Source organism: Paenibacillus sp. OK060 (genome assembly GCF_900101205.1).
Classification (GTDB): domain Bacteria; phylum Bacillota; class Bacilli; order Paenibacillales; family Paenibacillaceae; genus Paenibacillus; species Paenibacillus marchantiae.
In genome coordinates this window covers 493045-506923 of the sequence record NZ_FNFR01000004.1, presented here as the reverse complement: position 1 = coordinate 506923, position 13879 = coordinate 493045, and the positions used below count along the sequence as shown (strand labels likewise).

The 13879-nt window shown below is 49.0% G+C and carries 17 protein-coding genes and 2 other annotated features; of the genes, 2 read left to right on the top strand and 15 right to left on the bottom strand.

The window, feature by feature from the left end; genetic code table 11:
- Positions 1-24: 24 nt before the first annotated feature.
- The 7 genes from groES to BLS14_RS17420 all read right to left on the bottom strand — a co-directional run bounded on the left by groES (position 25) and on the right by BLS14_RS17420 (position 3748).
- Complete coding sequence (groES, locus tag BLS14_RS17450; RefSeq protein ID WP_024630746.1) at positions 25-306, bottom strand: co-chaperone GroES; 282 nt, start codon at positions 304-306, stop codon at positions 25-27.
- A 228-nt stretch (positions 307-534) separates the two neighbouring features.
- On the bottom strand, positions 535-669 hold the full coding sequence (locus BLS14_RS33190) for a hypothetical protein (protein WP_256336542.1): 135 nt from the start codon (positions 667-669) through the stop codon (positions 535-537).
- Positions 670-755: 86 nt separating this feature from the next.
- Entirely contained in the window at positions 756-1538 is a 783-nt protein-coding gene (gene tatC, locus BLS14_RS17440; RefSeq protein ID WP_063564478.1) for a twin-arginine translocase subunit TatC, read from the bottom strand.
- 78 nt (positions 1539-1616) lie between these two features.
- Positions 1617-1865: a twin-arginine translocase TatA/TatE family subunit gene (gene tatA, locus BLS14_RS17435; RefSeq protein WP_063564479.1), complete on the bottom strand. Its 249-nt coding sequence runs from the start codon at positions 1863-1865 to the stop codon at positions 1617-1619.
- A gap of 202 nt (positions 1866-2067) precedes the next feature.
- The gene (locus BLS14_RS17430) at positions 2068-2553 is read right to left on the bottom strand and encodes a MogA/MoaB family molybdenum cofactor biosynthesis protein (protein WP_024630749.1); all 486 of its coding nucleotides are present in this window, start codon (positions 2551-2553) and stop codon (positions 2068-2070) included.
- Between the two features lie 37 nt (positions 2554-2590).
- On the bottom strand, positions 2591-3094 hold the full coding sequence (gene moaC, locus BLS14_RS17425) for a cyclic pyranopterin monophosphate synthase MoaC (RefSeq protein WP_305367634.1): 504 nt from the start codon (positions 3092-3094) through the stop codon (positions 2591-2593).
- A gap of 15 nt (positions 3095-3109) precedes the next feature.
- Positions 3110-3748 carry a 5-formyltetrahydrofolate cyclo-ligase gene (locus BLS14_RS17420; protein WP_063564480.1) on the bottom strand — a complete coding sequence of 213 codons (639 nt, stop codon included), beginning with the start codon at positions 3746-3748 and terminating at the stop codon, positions 3110-3112.
- A 278-nt stretch (positions 3749-4026) separates the two neighbouring features.
- On the opposite strand from BLS14_RS17420, the gene BLS14_RS17415 reads away from it, so the two are divergent.
- Positions 4027-5985, top strand: coding sequence for an ABC-F family ATP-binding cassette domain-containing protein (locus tag BLS14_RS17415; protein ID WP_063564481.1), 1959 nt, complete (start codon positions 4027-4029; stop codon positions 5983-5985).
- Positions 5986-6509: 524 nt separating this feature from the next.
- Here the strand turns inward: BLS14_RS17415 and BLS14_RS17410 are convergent.
- The 8 genes from BLS14_RS17410 to BLS14_RS17375 all read right to left on the bottom strand — a co-directional run bounded on the left by BLS14_RS17410 (position 6510) and on the right by BLS14_RS17375 (position 12732).
- Complete coding sequence (locus BLS14_RS17410) at positions 6510-8066, bottom strand: 2-isopropylmalate synthase (protein WP_079695244.1); 1557 nt, start codon at positions 8064-8066, stop codon at positions 6510-6512.
- Positions 8050-8274 carry a hypothetical protein gene (locus tag BLS14_RS17405; RefSeq protein ID WP_176854584.1) on the bottom strand — a complete coding sequence of 75 codons (225 nt, stop codon included), beginning with the start codon at positions 8272-8274 and terminating at the stop codon, positions 8050-8052. The genes BLS14_RS17410 and BLS14_RS17405 overlap by 17 nt, the downstream gene beginning before the upstream one ends.
- A 5-nt stretch (positions 8275-8279) precedes the next feature.
- Positions 8280-8626 (bottom strand) — a binding site (T-box leader).
- 66 nt (positions 8627-8692) lie between these two features.
- Positions 8693-9050 (bottom strand) — a binding site (T-box leader).
- An 88-nt stretch (positions 9051-9138) separates the two neighbouring features.
- Positions 9139-10194, bottom strand: a complete 1056-nt coding sequence (tsaD, locus tag BLS14_RS17400; RefSeq protein WP_063564484.1) for a tRNA (adenosine(37)-N6)-threonylcarbamoyltransferase complex transferase subunit TsaD — start codon at positions 10192-10194, stop codon at positions 9139-9141.
- Complete coding sequence (rimI, locus tag BLS14_RS17395) at positions 10191-10712, bottom strand: ribosomal protein S18-alanine N-acetyltransferase (protein ID WP_063564485.1); 522 nt, start codon at positions 10710-10712, stop codon at positions 10191-10193. The genes tsaD and rimI overlap by 4 nt, the downstream gene beginning before the upstream one ends.
- Positions 10713-10729: 17 nt before the next feature.
- Positions 10730-11578 (bottom strand): tRNA (adenosine(37)-N6)-threonylcarbamoyltransferase complex dimerization subunit type 1 TsaB, encoded by an 849-nt coding sequence (gene tsaB, locus BLS14_RS17390; protein ID WP_090953386.1) that lies wholly within the window; start codon positions 11576-11578, stop codon positions 10730-10732.
- Positions 11579-11580: 2 nt separating this feature from the next.
- Positions 11581-12063, bottom strand: coding sequence for a tRNA (adenosine(37)-N6)-threonylcarbamoyltransferase complex ATPase subunit type 1 TsaE (tsaE, locus tag BLS14_RS17385; RefSeq protein ID WP_090953132.1), 483 nt, complete (start codon positions 12061-12063; stop codon positions 11581-11583).
- Positions 12064-12256: 193 nt separating this feature from the next.
- Entirely contained in the window at positions 12257-12433 is a 177-nt protein-coding gene (locus tag BLS14_RS17380; protein WP_053783520.1) for an H-type small acid-soluble spore protein, read from the bottom strand.
- A gap of 2 nt (positions 12434-12435) precedes the next feature.
- On the bottom strand, positions 12436-12732 hold the full coding sequence (locus tag BLS14_RS17375; protein ID WP_063564487.1) for a hypothetical protein: 297 nt from the start codon (positions 12730-12732) through the stop codon (positions 12436-12438).
- Positions 12733-12930: 198 nt separating this feature from the next.
- On the opposite strand from BLS14_RS17375, the gene BLS14_RS17370 reads away from it, so the two are divergent.
- Entirely contained in the window at positions 12931-13842 is a 912-nt protein-coding gene (locus BLS14_RS17370) for a non-homologous end joining protein Ku (RefSeq protein WP_072734330.1), read from the top strand.
- Positions 13843-13879 lie beyond the last annotated feature (37 nt).

Below are 13879 nucleotides of genomic sequence, written 5' to 3'. Positions count from 1 at the left end.
TTCGGTTAACCGATTAAATTTGAATTAGTCGAGAATCGCGTGAATATCGCTTTCTTTCATAATCAAATATTCTTTACCTTCGAACTTGATTTCTGTACCGGCATATTTGGAGAAAATAACGCGATCTCCTTCTTTCACTTCCAGAGCTACACGTACTCCGTCTTTCAATACTCCTGCGCCAACAGCAATAATTTTACCCTCTTGCGGTTTTTCTTTAGCGGAGTCCGGCAGTACGATCCCGAAAGAAGTTGTTTGCTCTTGCTCCAGTGGTTCTACCAATACGCGTTCACCTAAAGGTCTGATCATGAAAAATAGCCTCCTTTTGAAATTATATAACGTTACATTGTAGGTTGTAGCCATATGTATTAGCACTCGACAGTGTTCAGTGCTAACAACCAACTTTATGATACTTCAACTTGAAGCATGATTTCAAGTCCTTTTCATGAATTCCTGCGAGATTTTACGTTGTATTTACACCAACCCAGCCAAAAAACTCCCGATTGGCCTGCGTAAATGCCATAATACCTCATTAACTTATTCCACAGAATCCGTAAGTCCTCCTGCATCGTTCTCAGGCAACCCTTTTCCATTGTATCCATTGTTGAACATAATATGCCTGCTTGTCCCGTCCATCAGAATATATAACCGTAAAAGTTTGTCGCCCTTCATTTCCCGGGTAAGAACTGGTCGCCTTATCCCGGGACGGGCACCATACAAGATTATCATAGTCATAACAATCAGATGGATCTCTCTTGTTATACTGCGCTCTGCTTATCCTCGGCACGGATGTAACGGGATTCAGCCTCTGCATCAGCTGCAAGCTGTTTGCGATACACAAAGCCAGACAGAAACACACTGATCTCATATAACAGGAGCAAAGGAATCATCACAAGAAAATCGGAAATAAAGTCAGGCGGTGTAACCACAACCGCAATGAAAATCAGGACAAAATAAGCGACTCTGCGCATTTTGCGAAGCCGGATGGGATTCAATATGCGCAGTCCTGTCAGGAACATAATGATTAACGGAAGTTCGAACAACAGGGATACCGGCAGTACAATGCCAAACAAAAAACTGAAATACTGCTTCATTCCGTAAGTCTCGACAAGCCCCATTTTTTCCGTAATCGATGAAGTAAAAGAAAGTGCCATCGGGAAAACAACGTAATAGGAGAAAGCTAACCCGATCAGAAATAACAGAAATACATAAGGTACATACTTCAACGTGGCTTTTCGCTCACGCGGCCTGAGACCTGGACTGACAAACTTCCAGAGCTGAAACACCGTAAACGGCAGCGTGATGACCAGTGAGAACAGACCAGCAATCTTCATGTAGATGCCAATCCCGTCCCAGAACGAGAATGCATGCAGTACAAAGCCCTGAGCGGTCTCTGCCTTCGTCAGATATTGATACACCGGGTCCGCCACCAGAAAGCCTGCCACCAGCCCCAAAATAAAAATACTCAACACATAAATCAACCGCTTGCGCAGCTCACTCAAATGTTCTGTAAGCGTCATTTCTTCCTTCTGCTGCGTCATGCCTGCCCCCCATTGTTGCCAGCTTAAAATACAAAACCCTTCCGGCAGGAAGGGATTTCTCTTTCATTGCCGTCAAAGTTATTCCGGCAGGCGTTTGTCCTCAGGCTTGTCTGCAGATGCAGTTTCAGATGCCAGCGGCTTCGCCTTTTCCTGCTCCTTGCGACTGGATGAATCATCATCCGCAATAATCTCACGTGCGCCTTCTTTGAATTCACGGAAAGTGCGTCCGACGGCCCGCCCCAATTCCGGAAGCTTGTTGGGTCCAAACAAAAGCAACGCGATAACGGCCAGCAAAATAAAACCTGTTGGTCCAATGGAACTTAACATTGATATTATTCCTCCTCGTTTCAAGCTTCAAAGATGCACACGCTAGGCCATAAGGTCATGGATGTCTTTGCTTCATTTTGAATTATGTCAATCATACCATAGATGTAACCACTTACATAACCCACATTATTCACAAAAGAGACCCCGACATCCAATCATTTTTCCTGCTTAATTCACACCTGCTACTATAGCTGTTTCACCCTTATTGCTTGAACTGACCCGTAACCATTAACAATGCTTCCGGAAGCTGGTCCATAATGGCCGCCAAATGCTCATGCACACCCTTCGGTGTACCTGGCAGGTTGACAATCAATGTACGTCCGCGAATGCCGCATACGCCTCGGAACAGCATGGCAGAACGATTCTTGCCCATAACACTGTATCTCATGGCTTCAGCCATGCCTGGAACTTCCCGTTCAATAACCCGCCGGGTCGCTTCTGGAGTAATATCACGAATCGCAAGCTCCGTTCCCCCAGTGGTCAATACCAAATCAGCGTGAAAATAATCTGTCATTTCAATCAAAGCCGCAATAATCTCATCGGGTTCATCCGGAACGATGCGGTACTCCACGATTTCCCCACCCAGTTCTTCTTCCACAAGTTCCCGGATCACTTGGGCACTCGTATCCTCACGTTCCCCGCGGGCCCCTTTGTCGCTGGCTGTCAGGATTGCTGTTCTCCACACCATAAAGATCACCCTTCTCCTCTATGAAAATAAATGTCCCTTATCGGCTGAAATCGCCGTTTTTGCCACCACTCTTGGAATTAAGCATGGTTGGACCGATAATCATATCTTTTTGCATGGCTTTACACATGTCATAGATCGTCAGTGCCGCAGCCGACGCCGCCGTGAGCGCCTCCATCTCGACACCTGTCTTTCCTTCGGTTTTGACCGTAACTTCAATCTGCAATTCATCGACACCGTTGTCATGAAAACCAATATCCACACCCGTCAATGCCAATGGATGGCACATCGGAATCCAGTCCGACGTTTTCTTGGCGCCCTGAATGCCCGCAATTTGAGCCACAGCCAGAACGTCACCTTTGCCGATTCGGCCCTCCCGAATCGCTTCAAGCGTAGCCGGACTCATCGTCACTTTGGATACCGCAACAGCTGTACGCACGGTACTTTCCTTACCCGAAATATCAACCATCCGAGCTCGTCCCTGTTCATTAAAATGAGTCAGTTTATTGCCGGAAGCCTGGTCGTTATTCGTTTCTGAATTCAATCACATCACAACCCTTTATACGATATGTAATATACCTTCGGTTGTTATCAACAGATCAATTCGCAGATCAAGTGGGTCCATCGGAATTTCATCCTGTAGCTGGCCTGGCAATACCAATGCAGCCATCCGTGGCCTTTTGTCCGTCATCGCACATTTCGCTGCAAGTGTCTCTGCAAAACGATCATAATAACCGCCGCCATAACCAATGCGCCCTCCATGAAGGTCATATCCCAGCCCCGGTACGATGATAAGATCAATATCCGGCCAGCTTTCAGGTTGCAGCACTTCAGAGGAATCCTTGGGTTCAGGTATCCCCCATATTCCCGGCTGAATATCCTGTTCACCCATGACACGTCGCAATTCCATGCGAGCCGGATTCGTCAGCACTTTCGGCGCGAGCATCTGATCTCCATGCTTCCAGCCTTCTTCAAATAAAAAAGCTGTAGATGCTTCGCTTCCATAAGACAAATAGCTGAAAATCATAAGCCGCTTGTTCCCCAGCTTCCATTTGTCCCGTCTAAGGCGCTCCAGCTCCCGTTTCGTCACATCATTAATCTCACTCATCGCCTGCTGACGCATGCTTTCATCCATCAGATCCCGGCTCTGTCTCAGCTTGGAACGAAGACGGATTTTCTGTTCCGTATGATCCTGCATGTCCTTGAATAACCTCCTGTTGATCGGGAAGGTAAACTAGCTCTCAATTAAAACCATTTATATGTTATGCACCAGTTGTCATCGTGTTGGAATCGTTAAAATGATTCATTTTCTGCAAAATCCTCATGTATTAACATGCCTTCTTTCAGTTTATCATTGATTGACCAAAAAGACTACACGCCCCAAGCACTCCTAATCGGTGCATTTGCTCTGTATTTCATGTAAACTGGGATATAGTTGTCATATCAAGAACTGGACCTATGGAGGAACTTAATTTTATGCTGCTGCAAGTATCCGGAATTATCAAACGTTTTGGTGTCGATCCAATCCTGGACGGCGTGAACTTACAAATATTAGAACGCGAGCGCATCGGACTCGTTGGTGTTAACGGCGCAGGGAAATCCACTTTACTCAAAATTGTGGCTGGAGAAATGTCCTACGATGGTGGACAAATTTTCAAATCCAAGGAAACAACGCTTGGTTACCTCGCTCAGAACAGCGGACTGCAATCCGATCGCTCCATATGGGAAGAAATGATGAACGTATTCGGCCACCTGACTCAGGCGGAAGCAGATTTGCGTCAGATGGAACAGGATATTGCTGATCCCGCGCAAATGGAAGATGAAAAAAAGTATGCCGATCTGCTTGAGCGTTATGCGAAACGCTCGGACTGGTTCAAGGATCATGGCGGTTATGAAATGGAAACCCGCATTCGCAGTGTACTGCACGGGATGGGCTTCGGTGAATTCTCACCAGATACCCAGATTGCCACACTGAGCGGCGGGCAAAAGACACGTCTTGCGCTTGCTCGCATTTTGCTTCAGGCCCCTGACCTGCTAATGCTGGACGAGCCTACCAACTATCTCGATATCGCCACCCTGACGTGGCTCGAAGATTACCTGAGAGGTTATTCTGGCGCCCTGCTGGTTGTATCTCATGACCGGTATTTCCTTGATCGGCTTGTAACGAACATCGTGGAGATCGAACGGCACCGCTCCAAAAAATATACGGGCAATTACAGCCGGTACATGGAACTGAAAGCTGCCGAGTACGAAAGCCAGATGAAGCAATACGAGAAACAACAGGATGAAATCTCCAAGATGGAGGAGTTTGTTCAGAAGAATATCGTCCGTGCTTCAACAACCAAACGGGCACAGAGCCGCCGCAAGGCACTCGACAAGATGGATCGACTCGACAAACCGATGGGAGATTTGAAGAAAGCTCATTTCTCGTTCGAACCGGCTGTGATGTCCGGCAAGGAAGTGCTCCGTGTGGATCAGCTTTCCGTTGCCTACGATGAGGCTTCGCCGTTATTCCGCAATGTATCTTTTGATCTAAGACGCGGGGAAACGGTTGCTTTGATCGGTCCGAACGGTATCGGAAAATCTACCTTGCTCAAATGCCTCACCGGAAGTTTGCGCCCTGTAAGCGGTGAGATCCAATGGGGTACCAAGGTGCAGATTGGCTATTATGATCAGGAGCAGACGGGACTTAATCCTTCCAATACCGTATTGGAAGAACTGTGGAGCGCATATCCAGGTATGGAAGAATCACGGATTCGTACGGTACTAGGCAACTTCCTGTTCAGTGGAGATGATGTACTCAAAAAGATCTCATCTCTTAGCGGTGGAGAAAAAGCTCGTGTCTCCCTCTCCAAGCTCATGCTCAAGGAAGCCAATATGCTCATTCTGGATGAGCCTACGAACCATCTCGACCTGTTCGCCAAAGAAGTGCTTGAAGCGGCGCTGATGGACTATGAGGGCACATTGCTGTTCATCTCGCATGACCGGTATTTCCTCAATAAAATGGCTGAACGTATTGTCGAGCTGCATCCCGGCGGAACAGAGCATTACCTCGGCAATTATGATGATTATGTAGAGAAGAAACAGGAGCTTGAAGATATTGCGCGCGAAGCTGCTGAAGCACGCCAGGCCTCTAACAAAAACTCAGCCAAATCTGATCCAGGTCTATCCGCAACCGAAAAATCCGGTGCCGCCTCATTCGAAGCGGACAAGCAGGCCAAGCGTGAAGAACGTAACCGGCAACGCAAGCAGGAAGCTCTGGAACAACAGATTGCGAAGCTGGAAACGGAGATTACAGAGCTTGAGGCTCAGATGGCTCTGCCTGAAATATATCAGGACTACATGAAGCTGCAAGAGCTTCAGGAGAAAGCGGAGGATCACAAGCTTCAACTTGCCAAGGCTTATGAAGAGTGGGAAGAATTAGCTTTAGAATAAGAAAAAAAACAAAATAGACTGGATTTTATATCAAAAGCTGATTCCTTACGGGATTGGCTTTTTTTTGAGCATAAAGCGAGACAGATTTGAGTAGGATGATTCCCTATTTGTCAAATCCACTCGAATCAAGTAAAATATTTTTACGTTGTAAAGCCTCTAATTTATCCACAAGAAAGCAAGATAGCAAGCAATCCAATTCATTTAATTATACGGCGGTAGAATAGCTTTTTTTGCACAAAAACCATATTTATCCACCGAGTTATCCACATTATCCACAACTTTGTGAATATAACTCGACCATTTTATCCCCTAAAGCCTTTTATTTTCGAAAACATTACTGGTTTGACTTTGAGATAGTTACCCACAATTTACACTGAATATGTGGATAACTATAATCACACCTTGACAAACACATTCGTTCTTTCAAATTTTTCTCCTATAAAAGGACAAAAGCAGACCTCTGTATTTAAGGCCTGCCTCTGGTTTATTTTTGACATAAAGTTATGTGATTTACTGGAGTACTATTACGCGTGCACTGATTCATCACTTTCGGAAGACTCCGCCTTCAGTCCGGCCGCATTGCAAGCTGCTACATAAGCCAAACCGGCTGCCATGACAATATCATTGTGCGTGGCAGTTCCTCTGAATTCACGTCCTGCACGTTCCACAGTAACTGCAGCTTCTGCACTCGCAGCCTCTCCTCCACTCAGTGCGTGCATTTCCATATCGACAAAAGTAATGTCGTCCGAGATACTTTGACCAATCGCACGAATCGTTGCATCTACCGGACCACCGCCAACCGCAGAATAGGATTGCTCCCCTGCGCTCGTGCGAATACGAACTGCTGCCATTCGATCCGTCATGCTGCCGGCCGTAACCTGCAATTCAACCAGTTCATAATCCTGGGCAGGAATATTCATGGTCTGGCTCACCATCTGCAATAACTGGTCATCACTGACCACTTTCTGTTGATCGGCAGTTTCTTTAAATATCTCATACAGCTGTTCCATTTGCTGCTCATCCGGTTCAAAGCCATATTTACGAACCCGATCTTTCAAAGCGTGACGACCGGAATGTTTGCCCAGAATAATCATGCTGCGTGGAATTCCCAGCGCTTCCGGGTCCATAATCTCATACGTACTCCGATTCTTAAGCAGACCATCCTGATGAATACCAGACTCATGCTGGAAGGCATTGCGCCCTACCACCGGTTTGTTGTAGGCAATTGGGAAATGCATCGCACGGCTAATCTGACGGGAAGTCTCATACATCTGGTTCAGTTTGATATTTGTCGTTGCGCCAATTACATCTCCCCGCGTCTCCAGAGCCATAATCAGCTCCTCCAGGGCACAGTTACCCGTCCGTTCTCCCACACCATTAATGGTTACTTCAATCTGGGAAGCACCGTTGGCAATTGCAGCCAGACTGTTGGCAACCGCAAGTCCCAGATCGTTATGACAGTGTGCGCTGTAACGCACCTTGTCTCCGCCTCTTGCACCCTCACGCACCTGACGGAACATCTCTCCATATTCATGCGGCAGTGCGTACCCGACCGTATCTGGCAAATTGATAATACTTGCTCCTGCTTCAATGGCTACTTCAACCATCTCAATCAGATCATCCATCTTCGTGCGAGCCGCATCCATGGCAGTGAATTCCACAATATCCGTGAACTGACGTGCATAGGAGACCATCTCCCGGGCGGTAGCTACGACTTCGCTGCGCGGACGGCGCAGTTGATGCTCAATATGAATGTCCGAAGAGGAAATAAACAAGTGAATCCGGCGGCGCGCTGCGTCAGCCGTTGCTCGAACGGCTGCATCAATATCCCCTTTGACCGCACGCGCAAATCCGCAAATTTCCACGTTTTGCAATTGTCTGGAAATCGCCTGAACCGCCGCGAACTCACCTGGACTTGAGATCGGGAATCCAGGCTCGATGACGTCAATGCCCAGAGAAGCCAATTGATGTGCCAGTTCAATTTTTTGTTCAGGTTGCAGACTCGCTCCCGGTGCTTGTTCTCCATCGCGCAGTGTTGTATCAAAAATCTCAATCATCCGTTTGTTATTGTTCGTTGTCATATTCATCAACCTCCATCAAATTTGAATGTATATTGGATTTTTGGGATCGGAACGAGGCGTTCATTTCCCGTTTTCTATGTTTATTCATTTTGCACTCCATGCCGGCGTGCACGTCGACTTGCACGCCAGTCTTATTTCTTTCTAAACCATGATTATGGATTCCCATCGCCCACCCTGCTGCCGGCAGCAAACACAAATAACCCGCCATCTCATCTAAGAGACGGCGGGTTATTATCCCCTCCGCGGTACCACTCTTGCTTGATGGTCCAGGCTTGCGCCAGGCACCATCCACCTCGTCGTCCCCGGCCTAGATCCATTGCAGTTGCGTACACGCAACAATAACAACCGATCCAGCCGGAGAAACACCCTATAACGGAGGTTAGCCGTTGCTGTGTACCACGATGTCCTTTGGTTACAAAGACAAGGGATGAGACATCGCCTCATCTGTTTCCACAGCTCCGTTCCCGGGCGAGATTCAAACGATTCCAGCCACTGCGTTGCACCACCCCGCAGCTCTCTGTGCGCTTTATCGTTTTACTGCTCCCGTTCATTACATTTATGATATGTGACCATGAATTTAATCACCATTTTGAAAATCAAAAAAGCCTGCCATCTCCTGCAATAATGCAAGAGACGACAGGCTGTTCACCTTCGCGGTACCACTCTTGTTGACTTTCATTTCCTTCGAGCTGATCCTGTATGCGTCCATACCGTTATCATTGCCCAAAGTGACAAAAGCCCCCTCAGTTATTGTTGATCTTCTACCGATATGTCATCCGGATTCCATCAACAACGGCCCATTCACGGAGGCAACCCGTAACCATGTACTTTGGGCCATCATCGGCCTTCGGCTTCTCCCGAGGAGTTACCGTGTTCCATCGTTCCGCTTCCAGGTGAGTTTCAGGTTTCCTTCGACTGCGTTGCACCACACCGCAGCTCTCTAAGACCGGGAAATACCCTACTGTTCCTGTTCATTGCGTTTTCAGTTCAGGAATCATAATTCCTGTTTTAATTTGTAATTAATATACATTCTTCACTTGAGGCTGTCAAGTCTTCATATGCATGAATCATTTTATAGCGATTGTACAGACCATGCCTCAAGTGAAAGTCCAGGATCAGCTTTGGCATCGAATTCCGAGATTTCTCCCCGCTGCCATTTCAAATACGCTGCAGCTCCAATCATCGCTGCATTGTCGGTGCAATATTCCATCGGCGGGATCAGCAATTCGAGCCCTTCCTTCGCACAACGCTCCTGCAAGGCTGAACGCAATCCCCGGTTTGCCGCAACGCCACCGCATAACAGCAATTGACGTGATCCATACTCACGGACAGCCCTTACTGCTTTTTCTACCAGCACTTCGACGACAGCTTCCTGGAAGCCCCGTGCCACAGCCGATGGTTCAAGTGTTTCTCCGCGCATTTTGGCTTGATTCAGCACATTCAACACAGCAGACTTCAGACCACTCAGGCTGAAATCATACGAATCTGCTTCCAGCCAGACGCGTGGCAAAGGTACCGCCTGCTCTGCTTCAGCAGCCATCCGGTCCACATGCGGTCCTCCCGGATAGGGGCAACCCAGTGCACGCGCTACTTTGTCATAAGCCTCACCTACAGCATCGTCACGCGTACGGCCGATCAGTTTGAACTTACCTTCGGATTCCATATGCACAAGCTCGGTATGACCACCTGAAACCACCAGTGCCATCGCTGGATATTGCAGCTCATGGGTAAGTCTGTTGGCATAGATATGTCCCGCAATATGATGTGTGCCAATGAGTGGTTTGCCAAGTGCCATGGCCATGGTTTTCGCCGCGACGATACCGACCAGCAATGCACCAACCAGTCCAGGCCCTTGCGTCACGGCGATTGCACTCAGATCACGCGGACGGATGCCAGATTGTTCAATAGCCTGTTCCAACATTAGCGTAATCACTTCAACGTGTTTACGCGAAGCCACTTCAGGTACAACTCCGCCAAATGCCTTATGTGTCTCGATCTGACTGGAGATCAGATTGGACAGCACTTCCCGTCCATCCTTGACTACCGCTACGGATGTTTCATCACAGCTTGTCTCCACGGCCAATATATAAGATGGTGCTGAACTTACCTTTTCATTGAAATCCTTCATGAATCCGTTACGCTTCCTTCCTCTTCGCCGCTCCGGCTCGCAGGCGGCAAATTCGCCCACATAATCATCGCATCTTCCCCATTGTCGGAGTAATACCCTTTGCGAAGACCAGCCGATTCAAACCCTTTTTTCTGATACAAGCTCTGGGCAATTCGATTCGAAACCCTGACTTCCAGCGTCATGCGTTCCATCCCAAGATAAGCCGCCGTTTTCATCAATTCGTCCAGAAGCTTCTCACCGAGCTTGCGCCCACGATAAGCTTCCCGGACTGCAATATTGGTAATGTGGGCTTCATCCATGATTGTCCACATGCCGGCATAGCCGATCGCTGTACCTTCCAATTCCATGACCATATATTTAGCAAAATGATTGTGTGTCAATTCATTTTGAAATGCTTCTTCCGTCCAGGGCAGGGTAAAGGCTTCATGTTCAATAATCATGACATCGGGAATATCATCCAGAGTCATGAACCTGAACTGAAGCGTTGCTTCCTGCTCATCATTCTCCACGTTGTCCATCTGCTTCCCCTCCCCCTTTAGCCTTTGCGTAGCAGGTTGGCTTCCGCTTCAGCCAGCTGAGTGTAGTTAGGCACGAGCGCATGCACGTCATCTCGCTGACCTGCAAGCAGCGCCTCGGCGCCTAAGCGCCCAACCCAGCGGCCCTCCAGCTCATAGGGTACGAGCTGGAGCGCCGTTCCTGCGGGGCAGCGAAGCTCAGCCGCTGCTACCGCATGCGGGCCCGTCTCGCCGACAATCCAGACGGCAGCGGGCCGCTCTTCCGGCGCCGCTTCCGCCATGCGGGCGGCGAGGGCTTCCAGCCATCCGTCCACCATACGGATGGCATCTGGCGCCAGCCGCCGGGGCGCAGCGCTCCCGGCGGAGGCAAACAGCGCGGTATAGGCTTGACCGCGCCGTGCATCCACAAGCGGAACGATCCAGTGGACAGAGGCGGCACCTGTGCCACCCTGGTCCGCGGATGGCGTTCCGCCAGCCCCTGCTGCGGCATCCTCTGGCGCAGCTTCGGCCTTGGCGGCGAGGCCACTGTGCCAGCCGCCCCAGGCCATAGCCTGAAGGCTGGACACCCCGACAACAGGGATGTCCCACGCCCAGGCTAACGTTTTCGCCGCGGTCACCGCAATGCGGATGCCCGTGTACGAGCCCGGGCCAATGCCCACGGCAACGCCGTCCAGCTGTCCCGGTTGCGTGCTGCTAGCTTCCAGCAGCTGCTCCATTACAGGCACGACGTGTACCGAATGGTTGCGTTCTGCCCGTTCATTCCGTTCTTCCAGAAGGACGTGGCCTTCCATAACTGAGGCTGCCATCACCGCAGTCGATGTATCCAACGCCAAAAACCGCTGGCGCGGCTGTTTTTGTAAATCTTCCATCATCATTTGACTCCATTCTGTCTGAACTGTCGGCACAAGGCAGCATAAGTCTCGCCATACCCATCCAGCGTAATCGTTCGATCCTCTGGACCCGTCGTTTCAATCTGCACATGCAAGTGTTCCTGCGGCAGTAATTCGGGAATGATACTGGACCATTCAACCAGACTGACTCCGGTTCCATAGAAATACTCATCCAGTCCAAGCTCGTCCGCTTCTTCCAGCGATATGCGATACACGTCCATGTGATATAAGGGCAGACGCCCTTCGTATTCCTTGATCAGTGTAAACGTGGGGCTGTTGACCACATCACGTACACCCAAATGCCAGGCAAACTTTTGTGAAAATGCCGTTTTGCCCGCGCCCAGATCACCGTCCAATGCAATCACCATGCCGGCGGTTGCCTGTTCAGCGAGTGCGGACGCGAGTACTTCTGTATCTGCAATGCCATGGGAGTGATACACCCACTGCTCATGCGTCTGATTCAATATACGCCCCACCTTTGGCGGTCAAGCCGCCTGAGTTCACTTTGAACTTTATTATATCGGTCCCATTCTCCCCCCGCAACATCGAAGGAGCAGAAGCAGAGCAGAAGACAGGCCACCATTCACACGAACGACAAATAAACCGGTACCTGACGGCACCGGCCTTCCTAGACATCCTTCACCAGCACTTTGCCTTTTACTCTTCCAAACGGTCTACACGTACCGTCTGAGTATTCCCCGGTCTGCTGCCCACCTGCACCGTTGCCATGCCATTAGCTTCATCCACATTTTCGATCCAGACCGGATCTCCTTCCAATGTAACTGCAATCGTATCTTTGGAATCATAAATGGCTTTCGCGCGTTTCACATCCAACATTATTCATACTCCCCTTCCGGATCATCATGCGATTCCCGCACCATGCTATCTGTCGTACTTTCACCGATATAACCGTTATCTTCCGTGACTTGTCCACCGCCCAGACCCTCATTCACCATCCGGTCAATGTCCAGCATGAACGACTCCCTGTCAAGCGGCAGCTCTTCTGATGTGATAGCCTCCCAGTTAACCGCTGTTGCAGGTGTATGAAAACCTTCAGACCCTTCCGACTCGGCACGAGGATACGGAGAGAACGTATGGGCGTGAGCTTCAGCTTCGTCTCGTTTGTTCTTCATAGGGGGTGCCTCCTGACGTGATAGTTAATAACTAACATCATCCTCTTCCAAAACCAGCGCAATACAGCACAGATCTTAAGGATGTTTCTGTTATCATCCCCCACTCTTTCTGAAGCATACCGCTTCCGGGGAAATACGGTTATCCCTCCTGTGAAATGCCCATACTATACATAAAATGTTCTCGGAAAGGAGCCGTTCATGCATACGGTCTGGAAAGGTGCAATTAGCTTTGGTCTGGTTCATGTTCCTGTCAAAATGTTTTCGGCTACCGAAGACAAAGACATCTCCATGCGTTACATTCACAAAGTCTGCGGCAGCCCACTCGCTTATGTACGTAAATGTCCTTCCTGCGAAGTTGAGGTTCAATGGGAAGAGATCACCAAAGGATATGAATATGAGAAAGGCAAATTCGTCTTGTTCGAGAAGGACGAGCTTGAAGCGTTAAATGATTCCAGCAGCAAAACCATTACCATTCTGGACTTCGTAGATTTAACGGAGATCGATCCGATTTATTTTCAAAAAACGTATTACCTCTCCCCCGATCAAGCGGGAGGAAACGCCTACCAGCTATTAATGACTGCCATGCGGGATACAGGAAAGATTGGCATCGCCAAGATATCCATTCGCTCCAAAAGCAGTTTGGCCGCGATCCGTGTACTGGACGATTGCCTCTCTATGGAAACCATTTTCTATCCAGACGAAATCCGTCCCGTCTCTCAGGTTCCCAACCTGCCCGAGGTCCTGAACGTAAACGAGAAGGAGTTGACGATGGCGAAACTGCTGATCGATCAGTTATCCACTCCTTTTGAACCTGGTAAATATACAGACGACTACCGCGCCAAACTGCTGGATCTGATCAATCACAAAGTAGCCGGTGAAGAAATTAAAATTGCCCCTGCCAAGCCTGAAGCGAATGTCATGGATCTTATGGCAGCATTGCAAGCAAGTATTGAAGCTGTGAAGCCCATTCCAACCGATCCCGGAACCACCACAGCCAAACCCAAAAAACGTGCTCCTAAGAAAACTTCGGTCCAAGCAGTGGCTGGAGGAGAGGCAGAGGCTCCTGCTCCTTCGAAAAGAAAGAAGGCTGCGCCTAAGCCTAAGGCTTAAGCGGCAAACAACAAAGAGATTCGTTTGTCACCAACAT

Bases quoted from the DNA above. Each gene is read 5' to 3' on its own strand.
- rimI (WP_063564485.1), bottom strand. From the start codon at position 10,712: ATGGACAACGTGGAGAATGATGAGCAGGAAGCAACGCTTCAGTTCAGG.
- tatA (WP_063564479.1), bottom strand. From the start codon at position 1,865: ATGTTAAGTTCCATTGGACCAACAGGTTTTATTTTGCTGGCCGTTATC.
- BLS14_RS17405 (WP_176854584.1), bottom strand. From the start codon at position 8,274: ATGGCGGGTTATTTGTGTTTGCTGCCGGCAGCAGGGTGGGCGATGGGA.
- groES (WP_024630746.1), bottom strand. From the start codon at position 306: ATGATCAGACCTTTAGGTGAACGCGTATTGGTAGAACCACTGGAGCAA.
- tsaB (WP_090953386.1), bottom strand. From the start codon at position 11,578: ATGGAAGATTTACAAAAACAGCCGCGCCAGCGGTTTTTGGCGTTGGAT.
- BLS14_RS17415 (WP_063564481.1), top strand. From the start codon at position 4,027: ATGCTGCTGCAAGTATCCGGAATTATCAAACGTTTTGGTGTCGATCCA.
- BLS14_RS33190 (WP_256336542.1), bottom strand. From the start codon at position 669: ATGAAGGGCGACAAACTTTTACGGTTATATATTCTGATGGACGGGACA.
- BLS14_RS17410 (WP_079695244.1), bottom strand. From the start codon at position 8,066: ATGACAACGAACAATAACAAACGGATGATTGAGATTTTTGATACAACA.
- BLS14_RS17375 (WP_063564487.1), bottom strand. From the start codon at position 12,732: ATGAAGAACAAACGAGACGAAGCTGAAGCTCACGCCCATACGTTCTCT.
- BLS14_RS17420 (WP_063564480.1), bottom strand. From the start codon at position 3,748: ATGCAGGATCATACGGAACAGAAAATCCGTCTTCGTTCCAAGCTGAGA.
- tsaD (WP_063564484.1), bottom strand. From the start codon at position 10,194: ATGAAGGATTTCAATGAAAAGGTAAGTTCAGCACCATCTTATATATTG.
- tatC (WP_063564478.1), bottom strand. From the start codon at position 1,538: ATGACGCAGCAGAAGGAAGAAATGACGCTTACAGAACATTTGAGTGAG.
- BLS14_RS17430 (WP_024630749.1), bottom strand. From the start codon at position 2,553: ATGGTGTGGAGAACAGCAATCCTGACAGCCAGCGACAAAGGGGCCCGC.
- BLS14_RS17370 (WP_072734330.1), top strand. From the start codon at position 12,931: ATGCATACGGTCTGGAAAGGTGCAATTAGCTTTGGTCTGGTTCATGTT.